The organism is Agromyces albus, from assembly GCF_004134825.1.
Classification (GTDB): domain Bacteria; phylum Actinomycetota; class Actinomycetes; order Actinomycetales; family Microbacteriaceae; genus Agromyces; species Agromyces albus.
This window is the reverse complement of the sequence record NZ_SDPN01000031.1, coordinates 1-18,185: the sequence shown is the minus strand read 5'-3', so window position 1 is coordinate 18,185 and position 18,185 is coordinate 1. Positions and strand designations below refer to the sequence as shown.

The following is an 18,185-nucleotide window of genomic DNA, read 5'->3' as shown; positions in this document are numbered from 1 at the left end:
GCGAGGTCGACTCCCGGTGCTGCAGGCGCAGCTCCGCGGCCGTCTCGGTCCTCCTCACACGTGAAGAGGACCGGGACGAGTCGCCGCGGTGGGCTCAGCGGCGCCCGATGCCGCCTCCACTGTGCTTGCACACGAAGCTGTCGGCACTGTCGGGGTCGCCCGACGCATACTGCGCCACCGAGGGGTAGGGGCAGAGCGGGCGGCTGAGATCGGCGGACCAGCTCGCAGGGACGTCGGCGTTGGCCGGGTTCACCCGCGCGTCGATCCGGTCGGGAGCCGATCCGAACTCGACCCAGTCGATCAGGGCGGTGAGCCCTTCGTACTGGTCGGTCGCAGGGCCGCCCCTCACATGCCCCATACCGGGCACTTCGAAGTACCGGGCGAACTGATCGGCCTGCTGCCGGTAGTTCGCGTCCAGTTCCTCGTACCAGGACGCGGTGTCGTCGACGGAGAACACCCCGTCGGATGCGCCGTGGACGACGATCATCTTCCCGCCGCGCTCGCGGAGCGTGTCGAGCCTCGTGGGATCCGGCGGCGTCATGAACTCCATGCCGCTCTCGGTGTAGATGCCGCTCGTCGCGTAGATGCTCTGCGCGAGCGCGTCGATGTCGGCAGTGAGCGGGGAGGCGGGGATGCTCGGATCGGGCGGCGTGCCGAAGATGAATCCGACGGCACCCGGATCGAGGCTCCTCGATGCGAAGAACTTCCAGAATGCCCAGTTGGGCTGGGCCAGTCCGGGATCGAACGGGAACGAGCTGTAGATCTCCTCGCCGTCGCTGGTGCGAGCTCCGGCGAAGACGGCCGAGACGACCGCCTTCTGCTCCGCGGTCAGGCAGGTGCCGTCCCGGTCGGACTCGCAGGTCAGGACGTCGCGATCGATGGAGAAGGCCTTCTGGCAGCGCACGCTGTCCTGCACCAGGCCATCCACGAGCCGGTCGAGCCCATCGCACCGGGAGAGGATGGCGTCGGCGATCACCCGCCGTTCGGCGGGGGTCAGTGCGGTGTTGAGGTCCGCGGCGTCGGTGGCTACGGTGACCCACTGCTGCGCCCCCCATATCTGCGCGACGGCGGCCTGCGGCAGGTTGAAGCCCGGCGCCACCGCGAGGAACCCGTCGTACTGGCCGGCGTAGCGCGCCGCGCCGACCATCGTGTGGCGCCCGCCGTTGGATCCGCCGGTCATGTACGAGCGATCAGGGGCCTTGCCGTACGCCGCCTCGATCAGCGCCTTGGCCATCGGCGTCAGGGTTCCGACGGCTTGATACCCGTAGTCGAGGCGTGCCTGCGGGTCGATCCCGAACGTCGGCCCCATCGAACCGGGATGTCCGGCGTCCGAGCTGATCACCGCGAAGCCGAGTTTCAGGCCGCTCTCGCTTCCGGCATTCCCGAGTGCGGTCGCGACATTCCCGTCGAGACCGCCGTTGGCCTGGTAGAGGTAGCGCCCGCTCCAGTCGGTCGGCAGGCGCATCTCGAATCCGATGCGGTAGGTCTGGCCGTCGACCTCGCTGACGCGTTCGTTCATGTGGCCGCGAACGAGGCAGTGCTCGCCGACCTCGACGCCCGACAGCGTGCCGGCCGCGATGATCTCGGCGCCGGTGATCACGGTGTTGCCGTACTCGAACGCGATGAGCGATTCGCACTCCCCGAGGGTTCCGGGCTCTGCGGGTGCGAGCTGCGGGATCGCCGTGGGCGGAACGGCGGGGACCGCGGCGGCGGCCGTGACCGCGCCGGAGATCATCAGCGCGACGACGGCCGCGGCACCGATGGTGACCGCGCGTATCCCGCCGCGCATCATCGCCGTCTCCTCGGTGCCGACGACGGTGACCGCCGGGCTCTGCACTTCACGATGGATGACATGTCGATCCTCTCCATGCAGCGCCGGCGAGGTCGTTCTCACCGACGCGGTGACAGCGGACGCAACGCTGCGCCGCCGTTGGTGCAACAGAGTAGACCTGTTGATTGCATAGTGCAACGATTGACGATTGCATCCAATACGGCGGTGCTACGGTTGTGCCGTTGCCTGCCGGAAGGATTGGGAGCGTGGGAAAAGGGGGCGAGAGTGTTCTTCTCGATGACCTCGGCTTCCTGCTCGCCCGCGCGAGCGCCGTGGGAGTCGCCGCCGGCAACGACTCCCTTCAGCCGCTCGGATTGACGGTACGGGCGTTCGCGACGCTCACCTTGGCCGTCGAGCACGACGGCATCACGCAACGCGGCATCTCGGACTTCCTGCGGCTCGATCCCAGCCGCGTGGTGGCCATCGTCGACGACCTGGAGAACCGAGGCCTCGTCTCGCGCCTGGTGGGGCGCGGCGACCGCAGGATGAAGGCAGTCGTCGCCACGCCCGCCGGTCATGCGTTGTTCCGACGGGCGGTGGCCGCAACGCGCAAGGGCGAGCGGGACGTCTTTCAGGGGCTGACCCCCGAGGCGCGCACCGAGGCGATCCGCGTGCTCCGACGGCTCGCCTTCCCCGACGAGGAGTGACGCACGCCGGTCGCAGGCGAATGCGCCCGACTGCCTACCGATGCAGGCGCTGCTCCGCCGCCTTCACGACGTTGGCGAGCAGCATCGCGCGGGTCATCGGGCCCACCCCGCCGGGATTCGGCGAGAGGTGGCCGGCCACCTCGGCCACGCCGGGATCGACGTCGCCCGTGAGGCGGCCCTTGCCCGTGTCGTCGTCTTGCACGCGAGTGATGCCCACGTCGAGCACGGCCGCGCCGGGCTTCACCCAATCGGCCTTCACGAGGTGCGGCACGCCGACGGCCGCGACGACGATGTCGGCGCGAGCCACTTCGGTGGGGAGGTCTTGAGTGCGGGAGTGCGTGAGCGTGACGGTGGCGTCGAGGCCCTTGCGGGTGAAGAGCAGCCCGAGCGGACGGCCGACGGTGAGCCCGCGGCCGATCACGGTCACGTGCCGCCCTCGAATCGGCACGTCGTAGCGCCGCAGCATCTCGACGATGCCCGCGGGCGTGCACGGCAGCGGCGAGTGCAGCTCCCCCTCGATGCCGAGCACGAGCCGGCCGAGGTTCGTGGGGTGCAGCCCGTCGGCGTCTTTGTCGGGGTCGAGGAGCTCGAGCATCGCGTTCTCGTCGTGCCCGGCGGGCAGCGGCAGCTGCACGATGTATCCGGTGACCTCGGATGCCGCGTTCAGGTCGCGGATCGCGGCGCGCACGTCAGCCGTGGTCGCCGAGGCCGGCAGGTCGACGCGGATGGACTCGATGCCCACCTCCGCGCAATCGCGGTGCTTGCCCGCGACGTACGACCGCGACCCGGGATCGTCGCCCACGAGGAGCGTGCCGAGCCCCGGCACGACCCCGTGCGCCTTCAGCAACTTGATGCGCGAGGCGAGCTCGCCCTTCACGGCCGAGGCCGTCGCCACCCCGTCGAGCGTGATCGCGGTCATGATGGCGCCTACTGCTCGAGGCCCGGGTACAGCGGGAACGCCGCCGTGAGGGCCTCGACGCGCGAGCGGAGCGTCGCGACATCCGCTTCGCCCTTGAGCGCGAGCGCGATGATGTCGGCGACCTCGACGAACTCGGCGTCGCCGAAGCCGCGGGTCGCGAGCGCCGGGGTGCCGATGCGAAGTCCCGACGTGACCATCGGCGGGCGGGGGTCGAACGGCACCGCGTTGCGGTTCACGGTGATGAGCGCCTCGTGCAGGAGGTCTTCGGCCTGCTGGCCGTCGACCGGGCTGTTGCGGAGGTCGGCGAGCACGAGGTGCACGTCGGTGCCGCCCGTGAGCACGTCGATGCCCGCGGCGCGCGAGTCGTCGGCGGTGAGCCGCTCGGCGAGGATCTGGGCGCCGCGGATGGTGCGCTCCTGGCGCAGCTTGAAGTCTTCCGAGGCGGCGATCTTGAACGCCGTGGCCTTCGCCGCGATGACGTGCATGAGCGGTCCGCCCTGCTGGCCCGGGAAGACGTTGGAGTTGAGCTTCTTCGCGAGCTCCATGTCGCGCGCGACGATGAAGCCCGAGCGGGGGCCGCCGATCGTCTTGTGCACGGTCGACGAGACGACGTCGGCGTGCGGCACCGGGCTCGGGTGCAGGCCCGCGGCGACGAGGCCGGCGAAGTGCGCCATGTCGACCCAGAGCTTCGCGCCGACCTCGTCGGCGATCGCGCGGAACGCGGCGAAGTCGAGGTGGCGGGGGTACGCCGACCAGCCGGCGATGATGACCTGCGGCTTGTGCTCGAGCGCCTTGTCGCGCACGACGTTCATGTCGACGAGGAAGGTCTCGGGGTCGACACCGTATGAGACGGCGTTGTAGAGCTTGCCCGAGAAGTTCAGGCGCATGCCGTGCGTGAGGTGGCCGCCGTGCGCGAGCTCGAGGCCGAGGATCGTGTCGCCGGGCGTCGCGATCGCGCTCAGCACCGCCGCGTTGGCGGTGGCGCCCGAGTGCGGCTGCACGTTGGCGTACTCGGCGCCGAAGAGCGACTTCGCGCGCTCGATCGCGAGGGACTCTGCGACGTCGACGTACTCGCAACCGCCGTAGTAGCGGCGGCCGGGGTAGCCCTCGGCGTACTTGTTCGTGAGCACGGAACCCTGGGACTGCAGCACCGAGACGGGAACGAAGTTCTCGCTCGCGATCATCTCGAGGTAGTTGCGCTGGCGACCGAGCTCGAGCTCGAGAACTTCGGCGATCTCGGGGTCGACCTCGGACAGCGGCGCATTGAAAACGGACTCGGCCAAGACTGGCTCCTTCATGACATACGGACCTACGTAGGGGTGCTGCCTCGCGCGCGCCAGCGCCGAGGTATGCGTACCGGCCCAGGCGTGCGGTCGGTCCGTGCCAGTCGCTCCCCGATGGTATCCATCTCAACGCCAGTCGCGACGCTCGCAAGCATAGCAACGGATGCCGGATCCGGCGTTTCCCGTGCGCCGCACGGGCGCGACGGTGACCTTCCATGACACGATGGTCCGATAGCCTGTTAGTTAGGATTCCTGACTCCCAGTACCGATCGGAGACGCCGTGCCCGGCATCATCCCCGCCCCCACCTCCTTCGAACTCCACGAGGGAGCGGCGCCCTTCCGGCTCGACGACGGCTCCCGGTTCGTCGTGAACGGCGCCGAAGCTGCAGCGGTCGCCGAGACGTTCGCCGGGCGAGTGCGCGCGGCCACGGGACTCGAGCTGCCCGTCGTCGAAGGCGAGGCCGGGGCATCCGACATCGGGCTCGTCATCGCCGACGGCGCGAGCGGCGGGTCGCCCGAGGGATACACCCTCGAGTCCGGCGGCGACGGCGTGCGCATCGCGGCCGATGCCGCTGCCGGGCTGTTCTGGGGCACGCAATCGCTGCGCCAGCTGCTTCCGCCCGAGATCGAGCGAGCGGATGCCTCGCGCGCACCGTCGGGCGGATGGACCGTGCCCGCGGCATCCGTCGCCGATTCCCCTCGCTTCGCCTACCGCGGCGCGATGCTCGACGTGGCGCGGCACTTCTTCGCCGTCGAGGACGTGCTCGACTTCGTCGACCGGCTGTCGCTGCTGAAGCTCAACGCGCTGCACCTGCATCTCACCGACGACCAGGGCTGGCGGATCGAGATCGAGTCCTGGCCCGAGCTCACGGGCATCGGCGCGTCGACCTCGGTCGGCGGCGTCGGCGGCGGCTTCTACACGATGGACGACTACCGCTGCATCGTCGAGTACGCGGCCGCGCGGTTCATCACGATCGTGCCCGAGATCGACCTGCCCGGCCATACGAACGCCGCGCTCAGCGCCTACCCCGAACTGAACTGCGACGGCGTCGCCCCAGAGCCGTACGAGGGCGTCGAGGTCGGCTTCTCGTCGCTGTGCGCGTCGCCCGAGCGAGCGGAGGCCACCGACCGCTTCCTCATCGACGTCACGCGCGAGGTCGCCGAGCTGACGCCGGGACCGTGGCTGCACCTCGGGGGCGACGAGTCGCTTGCGACGCCCCATGCCGACTACCTCGACCTCGTGCACCGCATGACGCGCGCGGCGGTCGCCGCCGGCAAGACCGTGATCGGATGGCACGAACTCGGCGCGTCGACCGAACTGCCTCGGGGTACCGTCGGCCAGTACTGGAGCCACGTCGAGCCCGAGGCCGACGCCGCACGATTCACGCGATCGTTCGTGGAACAGGGCGGGCGCGTCATCCTCTCCCCCGCCGACGTCGCCTACCTCGACATGAAGTACCCCGGCGATCCCGAGGGACCGCTCGGCGGCACGCTCGGGCTCGACTGGGCGAAGGGCCCGACGAGCCTCGAGGAGGCGTACGGATGGGAGCCCGTCGGCATCGTGCCCGGCATCGGCGAGTCCGACATCCTCGGCATCGAGGCGCCGGTGTGGACCGAGACGATCGCCACCGTGCCCGAGCTCGAGTTCATGGTGTTCCCCCGCATCGCCGCGATCGCGGAGATCGCGTGGTCGCCGTCTGTGGCGGCCGGCGGCTCACGCTCGGAGGCGGACTTCGCTGCGCGCCTCGCCGCGCTCGGCACGCACCTCGACGAGCTCGGAGTGGCGTACCACCGCGTCGGCGGCGTGCCGTGGGCGATGCCCGGCGACGCACCGGCGCCCCGAGCCGAAGCGTCTGCCGGCCTCCCCGCCCACTGACAGCGACGCACCATATACTCGCCTGACACATCGAGGGGAAACCGGTGAAGAGGCGCACGGCATGGGTGCTCGCGGCGCTGCTCATGGCATCCGCGACCGCGTGGGCCGGAGCGGCCCTGATCGCGCCTCCGCCTGCGCCCGCCATCGCGATCGTGCCGCAACCCGTCGAGGTGATCGGGGTTCGGGGCGATGCGTTCCAGCTCGACCGCGAAGCGCGGATCGTGATCGACGGCGATCCACGGGAAGCGGGAGCGGTCGCCCGGCTGCTCGCCGACCTGTTGCGTCCGGCGAGCGGCTTCGAGCTGCCCATCGTGCGCGGCGAGGCTGAGCCCGGCGATATCGCGCTCGTGCTCGCTGCCGGCGAGGCACCCGATGGCCACGTCGCCGAGGGGTACCGGCTGAGAGCCGATGAATCTGGAGTCCGCATCAGCGCGGCCACGGCGGCGGGACTCTCCAACGGCATGCAGTCGCTGCGACAGCTCCTGCCCGCAGCCGTCGAGCGCGGACTGCTGCTCTCGTCTCCGCTCGAGGTCGTCGCCGTCGAGATCACCGACTATCCGCGTTTCGCGTACCGCAGCGCGATGCTCGACGTGGCCCGGCATTTCTTCTCCGTCGCGGAGGTCGAGCGATTCATCGACGAGATCGCGATGCTCAAGATCAACACCCTGCACCTCCACCTCGCGAACGATCACGGCTGGCGCATCGAGATCGAGGGTTGGCCGCTGCTCACCGACGTCGGCGGCCTGTATGAGGTGGACGGCGGCCCCGGTGGGTTCTACACCCAGGAGGAATTCGCCGGAATCATCGACTACGCCGCGGAACGCAACGTCACGATCGTGCCGGAGGCCAACATGCCCGGCCACGTCCATGCCGCGCTCACCGCCTATCCGGAGCTCACGTGCAACGGCGTTGCGCCGCAACCTCACACGCCCGCGGCCGGTGGCGGGAGCACGCTGTGCCCGACCAGTGTCGACGCGGAGCGACTCGCCGAAGACGTCATCCGGCAGCTCGCTGCGCTGACCCCCGGGCCATACCTGCACCTCGGCGGAGACGAGGTCTTCGGCTACACCGAGGAGGAGTACACCTACTTCATGGAGCTCACGTCGGGTGTCGCCGAAGACGAGGGCAAGACGGTCGTCGGCTGGCAGGAGGTCGGTGCCTCCGACGCGCTGCCCATCGGCACGATCGGACAGTACTGGGGCTCCACCGTGCCCGAAGAGCTCGACGTCGCGCTCATGGAGTCCTTCCTCGACCAGGGCGGCGCGATCGTGATGTCGCCGTCCGATGTGGCCTACCTCGATCAGGTGTATCCCGATCGCCCCGCCGACTCCCGGCTCGGCCTCAGCTGGGCCGGTCCCACCGACGTCGCGGAGGCGTACAGCTGGGATCCAGCCCGCATCTTCGAGGGCGTCGGCGATGACCAGGTGCTCGGCATCGAGGCGCCGCTCTGGACCGAGACGATCACCTCCATCGACGACATCGAGTTCATGGCGTTCCCCCGTCTCGGCTCGCTCGCCGAGGTCGGATGGTCGCCCGCACCGGCGAGCGGAGAACATCGCGACTTCGACGAGTTCTCACCGCGCCTCGTCACCTTCCTCGAGCGTTTCGAGGAGCTCGACGTGAACTTCCACCGCTCGAGCGACCTGCCCTGGTGACGACAGCAGCCCTGGCGAAACCGTCCGCTCCGCCCTACCGGTGACCGGCGCCTCGGGCTAGGATCCCGCGCAGGCGCGGGTGTGCCGTGCCTCCGCGGAGAGACCAGGGGAGACGCACGATGTCCGGAGTGGTGCATTTCGAGATCCCGGCTGACGATCAAGGCCGAGCAAGGGGCTTCTACGGCGCGGCCTTCGACTGGCGGCTCGATGTCCTGCCCGAGCTGCAGTACACGAACGTGGTCACGACGCCCGTCGACGAACAGACCCAGCAACCGCTCGAGCCGGGAGCGATCAACGGCGGGATGTTCCAGCGCGAGGGCGATCTCACCCACCCCATCATCACGATCGACGTCGACGACATCGACGCCACGCTCGATCGGATCGCCTCGCTCGGCGGGAGCGTCGTGCTGGCGAAGACGGCGATCCCGGGCATGGGGTACTACGGGTACTTCCGCGACACCGAGGGCAATGTCCTCGGGCTCTGGACGACGGCGGCCGACGCCGCCTGAGCGCGAGCGACCCGGTGGACCGAGGCGTCAGGCCCGAAGGCTCGTCGACCACCCCATGAACGGGGGATTGACCCGGTCATTTCGGCACAACAGACTTCAGGCCATAGCGGTGTACCCGAACGCCGCTATTCCCGGAGGTTCTCATGCGCGCTTCCAGCGGCATCTCGACGAGACGAGTTCGTGTTCGCGAGGGCCGCACGCGCGGCTGGCTCGCCGTGATCGCGTCGGGGGCGGTGGTGGCGGCGATGCTCGGTGCAGTGCCGGCCTTCGCGTCGAGCGTGACGAGTGCGACCTTCACCGGGGGTACCGGCACCGTCTCGTCGGGCGGCACGCTGTATGCAAAGCAGGGTGGTGCGTTAACGCTCACGGTCATCACGAGCACCGACACGAAGTGTGTGGATGTTGCCGGCGCGATCACGGCGCACGACCAATCCGGCACGGCCAGGACGAACTGGAGCTTCACGACGACGGCCGGTGCGGGCAATGGTGCCCAGGCAGTGACCGTGTCCGCTTCACCGAACTTCAACCCGCAGGGGAAATGCACCGGGCAGACCAATTCCTTGCAGGCATCGTTCACCCTCGACAACGCCGGGCCGATCGTAACCGCCGCCCTGGCGCCCGCGGCCAATGCCGCCGGGTGGAACAGGGCCGATGTCGGGATCACCTGGTCGGCAACTGATGCCGGTTCGGGGATCGGCACCGGCCCCACTCCCGCCACGGACAGCGTGAACTCGAACACGGCCGGCGTCACGAAGAACGCCACGGCAAGCGACAGACTGGGCAACATCGGCACCGGCGCGGTGGTCGTGAAGCTCGATGAGACCAACCCGACCGTCACCGGAAACGTTGCTCCAGCCGCGAACGCCGCGGGCTGGAACAACTCCGACGTCACGGTCTCGCTCATCTGCGCGGATGCGCTCTCCGGCGTCAAGTCCTGCACCGGTGGCGGCACGGTTGTGCTCTCGACCGAGGGAGCGAACCAGTCGGTCGCCGGAACCGCGGTGGACAACGCAGACAACTCTGCGAGCGCCGGTGTCTCCGGCATCAGCATCGACAAGACGGCGCCGACCCTGACGGGCACGCCGACCACGTCGGCCAACGGCAACGGCTGGTACCAGGGCGACGTCGCGATCGGATGGTCCGGGGTCGATGCGCTGTCGGGGATCGACCCGTCGACGCAGCCCGCCGATGGCCTGATCACCGGTGAGGGCAGCGCGCTTACCACGAGCGCCTCGATCGCGGACAAGGCCGGGAACACGACGACGGCGTCGAGTGTGCCGGTGAATGTGGATCGGACGGCTCCGGTGACGGGTGTGAGCGGATCGTCGAACAGTTGGACGAACGAGCGTGTGACGGTGGTCTTGTCGCCGTCCGACAATTTGTCCGGAGTGGTGTCGACCTCGTATTCGGTCGATGGCGGCGCGGTCGAGAGTGGGACGAGCGTGACACTGGCGAGCGAGGGCGATCACGCGATCTCGTTCTTCAGCACGGATGCGGCGGGCAACGTCGAGGCCGCGCAAACCGCCCACGTGAAGATCGACAAGACGGCGCCGTCGATCGGTCACTCGTTCACGCCGTTGACGTATTCGGATGGTGCGTGGTCGAACCAGGATGTGACCGTCACGTTCGAGTGTGCTGACACTGGTTCTGGTGTCGCGTCGTGCACGGCTCCGGTGACGACGTCGTCTGAGGGTCTTTCTCAGCAGGTGACGGGCACGGCGACCGACAACGCGGGGAACTCCGCGTCGGACACGGCAGTCGTGAGCATCGACAAGACCGCGCCGACGATCTCGGCTTCGGCTGATCGGGCGGCCAACACTGCCGGTTGGTATCGGGACGACGTGACGGTGAGCTTCTCGGCGAACGATGCCCTGTCGGGTCTTGCGTCCACGTCGCCCGCCCAGGTCGTGGGTGAGGGTGCGAACCAGTCGTCGACCGGCACCGCGACGGATGCGGCTGGGAACAGCGCGAGTGCCGACGTGTCGGGGATCAATGTCGACAAGACGGCGCCGGTCCTCACCGCGGAGTTCTCACCTGGTTGGCACACCGATGACGTGACGGTGGTCTGGACATGCACGGATGCGTTGTCGGGGGTCGCAGCGGGGCCGGTGGATGACACGGTCACGGGTGAGGGCGGCAACCTGTCGTCGTCGGCCTCGTGCACGGATGTCGCCGGGAACACCGCGAACACGTCGGTGGACGGCATCCAGATCGACCGCACCGCACCGACGACCACCGCGACGGTTCCCGACCCCCTCGCGAGCGGTTGGTATGCCGACGAAGTCCTGGTCACGCTGACCGGGCACGACACGCTCTCGGGCATTGCCGCCACCCATTACAGCATCGACGGCGGTGCGGCCCAGCTCTACGCGGGCGCCTTCTCGTTCAGCCAGAAGGGCACGCACACCATCGCGTTCTGGAGCACGGATGCCGCCGGCAACAGCGAGGACACGACCGTCAACAGCATCACGCTCAAGATCGACGACGCGCCGCCGGTGACGACGGTGATCAACCCGATCTCGCCGGCCAGCGGCTGGTTCGTCACGAGCGGCATCCCGGTCGCGTTCGACGCCGATGATGCGGAGTCGGGCATCGCGGCGACGTACTACGAGATCGACGGTGGCGAGGCGCAGACGTACGGCGATCCGTTCACCGCGGAGCTCGCGACCGGGAGCCACACCATCACGTACTGGAGCGTCGATCTCGCCGGCAATACCGAGGCGAAGCAGACCACGATCGTGAACGTCGACGATGTCGCGCCATCCATCGTCGGCGTCGCGTCGCCGGCGGCGAACGGCTTCGGCTGGAACAACACGGACGTCGACGTGGCCTTCACGTGCACCGACGCCGAGTCAGGAGTCGCCGGTTGCGGTCCTGATGGAACGGTCAGCACCGAGGGAGAGAACCAACAGGTCCAGGGCGACACGCAGGACGTCGCCGGCAACGTCAATTCGACGACCGTCGACCACATCAATATCGACAAGACCGCGCCCACCCTCGTCGGCGTCGCGACCAGCGATGCCAATGGCGCCGGCTGGTACAACGGCGATGTCACGATCGAGTGGACGGGGAACGATGCGCTCTCGGGCATCGACCCGTCGACGCAACCGGCGGACAGCACGATCGGCGGCGAGGGCATCGACCTGGGCGCCTCAGCCAGCATCTTCGACAAGGCGGGGAACAAGAAGACGGCATCGGCGAGCGGAATCAACATCGACCGCACCGCGCCTCACATCGAGGGCGCTCCGACGACGGCTCCGAACGCTGCCGGCTGGTACCGCGACCAGGTCGTGCTGGACTTCACCTGCACGGATGCACTGTCGGGGGTGGCGTCCTGCCCGACCAGCGAGGTGATCGCCGGCGACGGCGCCGACCAGGCCGTCACGAGCGACCCGGCCAGCGACAAGGCGGGCAACCTCAGCGACGGCAAGACCGTGGGCGGCATCAACATCGACGGATCCGCCCCGAGCACGACGGCCAACAACCAGTGCACGAAGACCAACGGATGGTGCACGGGCCCGAGCGCGAATGTCGTGCTGACGGCCACCGACCAGGCCGGCCTGTCGGGGGTCAAGGAGATCCACTACCGGATCGACGGCGGAGCCGAGCAGGTGGCGGCAGGTGCAGCCAAGACGGTCAGCGTCCCGCTCGACGGCAGCGGTGCCGGCACCGTGCACTACTGGGCGGTTGACATCGCGGGCAACACGGAGGCCTCGAACGCCGTCGCCCTCAAGTGGGACAACATCGCCCCGATGGTCACCCACACCCTGTCACCCGTGCCGAACGCGAATGACTGGAACAACAGCGACGTCACGGTGACCTTCGGCGCCAAGGACGATGATGCGGGATCCGGCGTTGCCGACGTGACTGCGCCCGTGACGGTCACCACCGAGACCGACGGACAGGTCCTGGTCGGATCGGCCACGGATACCGCAGGCAACGTGGGAACCGACTCGGTCACCGTCAAGCTCGACAAGACCGCGCCGACCATCAGCGGCGCGGTCGTCAGTGGCACCCAGGGCGCCAACGGTTGGTATGTGGGGCCGGTCACGGTTCACTTCACGTGCGCCGATGACCGCTCCGGTGTGGCCACCTGCCCCGATGACGTGATCCTCACCTCCAACGGTGCGAACTCGGCCAGCGGCACGGTGACCGACAAGGCGGGCAACACGGCGGTCACGGCGGTATCCGGGATCAACATCGACACGGAGGCGCCCACGATCACCGCGGTCAACGTTGCCGGTGGACTCTACGTGCTCGGTGCGGTGCCTGGAGCAACCTGCGCGGCCAGCGACGGTTTCTCGGGCCTTGCGGGATCGTGCGTGGTCACGATCTCCGGAGGAACGGCCAACGGCGTCGGTGCCTTCACCTACACCGCGAGGGCCACGGACGCGGCCGGGAACACGGGAACGACGACCGGCAGCTACAGGGTGATCTACCGGTTCGACGGATTCCTGCAGCCGATCAACGACACCGCTCATCAGGTCGGCACGTCGACGAGCGTCTTCAAGGGCGCGAGCACGATCCCGGTCAAGTTCCAGCTCAAGAACGCGAGCGGCACGCTCGTGCAGGCGAATGCTGCGCCGGTTTGGCTGACCCCGGCCAAGGGTGCCTCGATGAGCCTGCCGGTCGACGAGTCGCTCTATGCGGCGACCGCCGACAGCGGCAGCACCTATCGAGTCGAGGGATCCCAGTACGGCTACAACTGGAAGACCCCGTCCGGCGGCCACTACCACCGCATCGGCGTCACCCTGGATGACGGACAGACCTACTACGTCAACATCGGCCTGCGCTGACAGCTACTTGACGCTGCCCGCCGTGAGGCCACCCACGAGGCGCTTCTCGATGAGCATGAAGAGCACCACGACTGGGATGATCGCGACGATCGAGACGCCGAACACGTAGTGCCAGCTGGTCTCGTACTGTCCGACGAACTTCGTGAGCGCGACCGAGAGCGGCTGGTTGCCCGCGGTCGAGAGCACCACGAGGGATGCCGCGAACTCGTTCCAGCACGCCACGAAGGTGAACACGATCGCGGTGACGATGCCGGGCCAGACCAGCGGCAGGCTGATCTTGAACAGCACCCTGAGCCGCCCGGCGCCGTCGATCTGCGCCGCCTCGTCGATCTCCTTCGGCACGCCGGCGAAGAACGAGTGCATGATCCACACCGCGAACGAGAGGTTGAACGCCGCGTTGATGAAGATCATCGCCGCCCACGTGTCGATCATGCCGAGCGCGACGAACTGCCGGAACAGGCCCGACGTGAGCACCGCGGGCTGCAGCATCTGCGTGACGATCACGAGGAAGAGGAAGACCATGCGCCCCGGGAACCGGAACCTCGCCGTGTAGTAGGCCGCCGGCATCGCCACGACGAGCACGAGCAGCGTGGCGAAGACCGAGATGACGATCGTCGAGATGAGGTTCTGCACGAGCGGCGTCTCGGGCGTCGACCACATGTTGACGTAGTTCTCCCAGTGCCACTCGGTGGGGAAGTACGTGGGTTCGACCGACCGGATCTGCGCCTTCGTCTTGACCGAGCCGAAGAACATGATCGTGTACGGGAGGACGAACACGACGAGCACGACCAGGCCGGCGAGCATGCGGAGCAGCAGCTTGCCGATGGGCACCTGGTCTTCGGTGTAGCGGCGGCGGCGAGCGGATGACGCCGGCGGGGCGATCGCCTCGAAGGCGGGGGCGGTGACGGCCACGGCTCAGACCTCCTTCATGGGCTTGACGACCCGCACGTAGATGGCGACGATCACGATGACGATCAGGAAGGCCACGACGGAGAGCGCGCTCGCCACGTCGACCTTGTGCTGGTTCTGGATGTACTTGAAGATCAGCGTCATGATCGTGTCGGCGTCGTAGCCGGGGATCGAGCCGGTCATCACCTTCAGGATCGGCAGCGAGTTGAAGACGTTGATGATGTTGATGAGCACCGCGACCGAGAGCGCGCCGCGCAACTGCGGCAGGATGACGCCGAAATAGGTGCGCGCCGGCCCTGCGCCGTCCATCTTGGCTGCTTCGAGCACCTCCCCTGGCACCGTCTGGAGCCCGGCGAGGATCGTGTACGTCGTGAACGGCAGCGAGACGAACACGGCGACCACGATCGACCACGCGAACGCGGTGTCGGGGTTGCGGGTCCAGCCGTAGCCCTCCGGCGTGTCGATCAGCCCGAGGTCGACGAGGAACGTGTTGACGATGCCGAAGTACGGCTCGAGCCCGTAGTACACGACGAGCGTCGTCATGACGACGGATGCCGCCCACGGGATGATCACCGCGAGTCGCACGATGCGTCGACCGGGGAACGCCTTGTTCAGGATCTGCGCGAGCCCGAGCGAGATGAGCACGGTGGCTCCCACGACGGCGACGACCCACACGATCGTGCGGACGAAGATCGGCCAGAAGTACGGGAACGAGAAGACCTCGACGTAGTTGTCGAAGCCGACCGAGCCCTGGTCGAGACCCGAGAGCGAGATGTCGCGGGTCGAGTTGAAGAACATGACGCCGGCGGGGAAGAGCACGACGCCGAAGATCAGGAGGAGGGCGGGCCCGATCCAGGGCAGCGATGCGAGCAGTTCGCGGCCGCCTGGCCGACGGGGGCCCGACCGGCGAGCGGCGGGTTCGGCGGTGTTCGGCTCGCCGTCCCGCCCGCGGGGGCTGCCGTCGGCAGCCCCCGCGGGGATCGGTGACGTCTCGGACGTGGTGCTCATGATTCGGTGGTCACCGATCCCTCCGGGGTTTGCGTGGTGTGGTACGGACTAGCCCGCGTCGACCTGTGCCTGGATCTCGGTCAGGACCTCCTGCGCGCCCTTCGACTGGAGCTGGCCGAAGAGGGCCTTGAACGCGCCATCCGTCGCCGACCACTTGGGGTTCGTGCTCGGGTAGAACTTGGCGTCGGGCAGGAGCTCGAGGAACGGTGCCAGCGCCTCCTCACCGGCGAGCTGCTCAGCGCCCGACTTCGTGACGGGGAGGAAGCCCTCGGCCTGCACCCACGGCACGTACACGTCGGCCGCGTAGTAGTAGTCGAAGAACTTCGTGATCGCGTCCTGCTTGTCGCCGTCGTTCTGGAAGGCCATGAGCTGGTCCATCACGCCGAGCGTGAACGGGCTGCCGTCCTGCGTGGGGATCGGCACGATCGAGTAGTCGAGTTCGGGGTTGCCCTCCTCGATCTGGCCGACGGTCGGCGGCAGGCCGACCTGCATGCCGATCTGGCCCTGCACGAAGATGTCCATGAGCGGCGAACGGTCGGTCGAACCCGGGTCGGCCTGCGTTGCACCGGCATCGATCATCTTCTTGATCTGCTCGGCTCCCGGCAGGTTCGCCGGGTCGTCGACGGTGATCTCCTCGGCGTCGCCGAAGCTGCCGCCGCCGCCCCAGAGCCACACGGCCGCCTCGGCCTGAGCTTCCTCGGAACCGAGCGGCATCCCGTAGCCGGCGATGCCGCCGCCGAGCGCGGAGACCTTCGTCGCGGCGTCGAGCAGCTCGTCCCACGTCGTGGGCGGTGCCGCGACGCCGGCCTGCTCGAGCAGCGCATTGTTCACGAACAAGGCACGTGCCGACGCGATGAGCGGCAGCGCGTAGGCGGTGCCGTCGACCTCAGTGTTCGCGATGAACGAGTCCTGGAAGTCGCTCAACACCTCGGGTGAGACGACCTCTTCGGCTGTGTAGAGCAGCTCATCGGCGGCGAAGCCGGCGAAGGGGCCGCCGTTGTAGATGTCGGGCGCCTCACCGCCCTGGATCTTCGTCGTGATCACGCTCTCGAGGTTGTCCCACGACTGCACCTCGAGGTTGACGGCGATGTCGGGATTCTCCTCCTCGAAGCCCGCGATGACGTCTTCCCAGAGTCCCTGGGTGTTGTCGGAGTAACTCGGGACGAGCATGTCGATGGTGGTCTTGCCATCTGCCTCATCGCCGGAGCCTCCGCCGAATCCGCAGGATGCCAGTGTGAGCGACGCGGTGGCCGCGATGGCGATCGCCGAGCCGAACCGTAGCGACTTCTTCATTCGTGCTTCCTCACTCTTGGTGGATGTGGGGCACGTGGCGTACTGGGCCTCGCGCCACGGTGCGTGCGTCCGGAAGCCCACTTCGAGCAGGCCGAAGTGATGCTTCCTGACGGTTTCGATCACACAATGATCAATTCCGTTCAGTGGACGCAGGAAACGTACGACGGATGCCACACCCCCGTCAAGACGGGAAACGCATTTGTTACCGGATTTTGTTCAGATTCCTCACAAACGGAGAATTTTCCCGATTTTCGCAGCAATGATCGCTCTCCTGATCGATAGACATCCCGAACGGTCATCTGCAATCATTGAATCGTCATACCGCCCGCGACAGACCGAGCGTGGGCTTCCCAGCACCCTGGAGCATCGATCGTGACCACATCGCAGTCCCCCACCGTCCCCGGCCTGCACATGGCGGCAGAACTCGCATCGCAGCCCGAGACCTGGGCGCGCGCCGCCGAGCTGCGCGACGAGCAGGCGCTGCTCCCGGGCTCCGGCGCGCGGGTCGCCGTCGTCGGGTGCGGCACCTCGTGGTTCATCGCGCAGTCGTACGCGTGGCTCCGCGAAGCGGGCGGGCACGGCGAGACCGATGCCTTCGCGGCATCCGAGGCCTTCGTCGACCGCGGCTATGACGCCGTCGTGGCGCTCACCCGCTCGGGCACGACCACCGAGGTGCTGCAGCTCGTCGAAGGGCTGCGTGGCCGCGTGCGAACGATCGGGGTGATCGGTGACGCCGCCTCACCCCTCGTGGGCATCGTCGACGACGCCGTGACGCTCCCCTTCGCCGACGAGCAGTCGGTCGTGCAGACCCGCTTCGCGACGACCGCGCTCGCGCTCTTCCGGGCGTCGCTCGGCGAGCGCCTCGACGGGCCCATCGCCGACGCCGAGCGCGCCGTCGCCGAGGAGCTCGACCCCGAGCTCGCCGGGGCCGAGCAGTACACGTTCCTCGGCCGCGGCTGGTCGGTGGGCCTCGCCCATGAGGCGGCCCTGAAGATGCGCGAGGCCTCGCAGTCGTGGACCGAGTCCTACCCCTCGATGGAGTACCGCCACGGCCCGATCTCGATCGCCGCCCCGGGCCGCGTGACGTGGCACTTCGGCGAGGCGCCCGATGGGCTCGACGCCGAGGTCGCCGCCACCGGTGCTCGTTTCGAGGCCGGGTCGCTCGACCCCATGGCCGAGCTCGTGCGCGCCCAGCGCGTGGCACTCGCGCGGGCCCGCGCACAGGGGCTCGACCCCGACGAACCGCGCAACCTCACCCGCTCCGTCATTCTCGCGTGATGACCGAGACGATCATTCGCAGCGCAGCGCGGTCGCTCGGCGCGGGCGACGCCGTCCTCGCGTTCGACGTCGGCGGCACCGACACCAAGTCGGCGCTCGTCGACGCGAGCGGCACCGTGCTGGGCCTGCGCCGCACCCCGACCCCGCGAGACCCGGCCGACCCCGCCGGCGCGATCGTCGC

13 protein-coding genes, 1 pseudogene and 1 riboswitch are annotated in these 18,185 nt (G+C 68.4%); of the genes and pseudogenes, 7 read left to right on the top strand and 7 right to left on the bottom strand.

Annotation, left to right across the window (positions count from 1 at the left end):
• Positions 1 to 94 precede the first annotated feature (94 nt).
• The gene (locus tag ESP51_RS14555) at positions 95 to 1,837 is read right to left on the bottom strand and encodes a tannase/feruloyl esterase family alpha/beta hydrolase (RefSeq protein ID WP_206737321.1); all 1,743 of its coding nucleotides are present in this window, start codon (positions 1,835 to 1,837) and stop codon (positions 95 to 97) included.
• 119 nt (positions 1,838 to 1,956) lie between these two features.
• Here ESP51_RS14555 and ESP51_RS14550 point away from each other — a divergent pair, with 119 nt between their 5' ends.
• Positions 1,957 to 2,478 (top strand): MarR family winged helix-turn-helix transcriptional regulator, encoded by a 522-nt coding sequence (locus ESP51_RS14550; protein WP_129521615.1) that lies wholly within the window; start codon positions 1,957 to 1,959, stop codon positions 2,476 to 2,478.
• 34 nt (positions 2,479 to 2,512) lie between these two features.
• On the opposite strand, the gene ESP51_RS14545 is transcribed toward ESP51_RS14550, so the two are convergent.
• Positions 2,513 to 3,397, bottom strand: a complete 885-nt coding sequence (locus tag ESP51_RS14545; protein ID WP_129521614.1) for a bifunctional methylenetetrahydrofolate dehydrogenase/methenyltetrahydrofolate cyclohydrolase — start codon at positions 3,395 to 3,397, stop codon at positions 2,513 to 2,515.
• A gap of 8 nt (positions 3,398 to 3,405) precedes the next feature.
• The gene (gene glyA, locus ESP51_RS14540; RefSeq protein WP_129521613.1) at positions 3,406 to 4,680 is read right to left on the bottom strand and encodes a serine hydroxymethyltransferase; all 1,275 of its coding nucleotides are present in this window, start codon (positions 4,678 to 4,680) and stop codon (positions 3,406 to 3,408) included.
• Positions 4,681 to 4,749: 69 nt separating this feature from the next.
• Positions 4,750 to 4,830: riboswitch (ZMP/ZTP riboswitch) on the bottom strand.
• 130 nt (positions 4,831 to 4,960) lie between these two features.
• Between glyA and ESP51_RS14535 the strand changes: the two genes are divergently transcribed.
• The 3 genes from ESP51_RS14535 to ESP51_RS14525 all read left to right on the top strand — a co-directional run bounded on the left by ESP51_RS14535 (position 4,961) and on the right by ESP51_RS14525 (position 8,720).
• On the top strand, positions 4,961 to 6,556 hold the full coding sequence (locus tag ESP51_RS14535) for a beta-N-acetylhexosaminidase (RefSeq protein WP_129521612.1): 1,596 nt from the start codon (positions 4,961 to 4,963) through the stop codon (positions 6,554 to 6,556).
• Positions 6,557 to 6,600: 44 nt separating this feature from the next.
• The gene (locus tag ESP51_RS14530; RefSeq protein WP_129521611.1) at positions 6,601 to 8,211 is read left to right on the top strand and encodes a beta-N-acetylhexosaminidase; all 1,611 of its coding nucleotides are present in this window, start codon (positions 6,601 to 6,603) and stop codon (positions 8,209 to 8,211) included.
• 119 nt (positions 8,212 to 8,330) lie between these two features.
• Positions 8,331 to 8,720: a VOC family protein gene (locus ESP51_RS14525; protein ID WP_129521610.1), complete on the top strand. Its 390-nt coding sequence runs from the start codon at positions 8,331 to 8,333 to the stop codon at positions 8,718 to 8,720.
• A 76-nt stretch (positions 8,721 to 8,796) separates the two neighbouring features.
• Here ESP51_RS14525 and ESP51_RS14520 read toward each other — a convergent pair whose 3' ends face one another.
• Entirely contained in the window at positions 8,797 to 10,098 is a 1,302-nt protein-coding gene (locus ESP51_RS14520) for a hypothetical protein (RefSeq protein ID WP_129521609.1), read from the bottom strand.
• Positions 10,099 to 10,111: 13 nt separating this feature from the next.
• Between ESP51_RS14520 and ESP51_RS14515 the strand changes: the two genes are divergently transcribed.
• Positions 10,112 to 13,516, top strand: a complete 3,405-nt coding sequence (locus tag ESP51_RS14515) for an OmpL47-type beta-barrel domain-containing protein (RefSeq protein WP_164990534.1) — start codon at positions 10,112 to 10,114, stop codon at positions 13,514 to 13,516.
• A gap of 3 nt (positions 13,517 to 13,519) precedes the next feature.
• On the opposite strand, the gene ESP51_RS14510 is transcribed toward ESP51_RS14515, so the two are convergent.
• From ESP51_RS14510 to ESP51_RS14500, 3 genes are read right to left on the bottom strand one after another with little or no spacing between them, the layout of a single operon-like run.
• Positions 13,520 to 14,428 carry a carbohydrate ABC transporter permease gene (locus ESP51_RS14510; RefSeq protein WP_241843187.1) on the bottom strand — a complete coding sequence of 303 codons (909 nt, stop codon included), beginning with the start codon at positions 14,426 to 14,428 and terminating at the stop codon, positions 13,520 to 13,522.
• A gap of 3 nt (positions 14,429 to 14,431) precedes the next feature.
• Positions 14,432 to 15,433 carry a carbohydrate ABC transporter permease gene (locus tag ESP51_RS14505; RefSeq protein WP_129521607.1) on the bottom strand — a complete coding sequence of 334 codons (1,002 nt, stop codon included), beginning with the start codon at positions 15,431 to 15,433 and terminating at the stop codon, positions 14,432 to 14,434.
• Between the two features lie 48 nt (positions 15,434 to 15,481).
• A complete protein-coding gene (locus ESP51_RS14500) occupies positions 15,482 to 16,726 on the bottom strand; it encodes an extracellular solute-binding protein (RefSeq protein ID WP_129521606.1) in 1,245 nt (414 codons plus the stop codon).
• Between the two features lie 411 nt (positions 16,727 to 17,137).
• Here ESP51_RS14500 and ESP51_RS14495 point away from each other — a divergent pair, with 411 nt between their 5' ends.
• Entirely contained in the window at positions 17,138 to 18,004 is an 867-nt protein-coding gene (locus tag ESP51_RS14495) for an SIS domain-containing protein (protein WP_129521643.1), read from the top strand.
• Positions 18,004 to 18,185: pseudogene (locus tag ESP51_RS14490) on the top strand (ROK family protein); the annotation flags it as partial. The gene ESP51_RS14495 and the pseudogene ESP51_RS14490, both read left to right, overlap by 1 nt.

Excerpts from the sequence above, each read along its gene's own strand:
- ESP51_RS14545 (WP_129521614.1), bottom strand. The coding sequence starts at position 3,397 with ATGACCGCGATCACGCTCGACGGGGTGGCGACGGCCTCGGCCGTGAAG.
- ESP51_RS14525 (WP_129521610.1), top strand. The coding sequence starts at position 8,331 with ATGTCCGGAGTGGTGCATTTCGAGATCCCGGCTGACGATCAAGGCCGA.
- ESP51_RS14505 (WP_129521607.1), bottom strand. The coding sequence starts at position 15,433 with ATGAGCACCACGTCCGAGACGTCACCGATCCCCGCGGGGGCTGCCGAC.
- ESP51_RS14500 (WP_129521606.1), bottom strand. The coding sequence starts at position 16,726 with ATGAAGAAGTCGCTACGGTTCGGCTCGGCGATCGCCATCGCGGCCACC.
- ESP51_RS14495 (WP_129521643.1), top strand. The coding sequence starts at position 17,138 with ATGGCGGCAGAACTCGCATCGCAGCCCGAGACCTGGGCGCGCGCCGCC.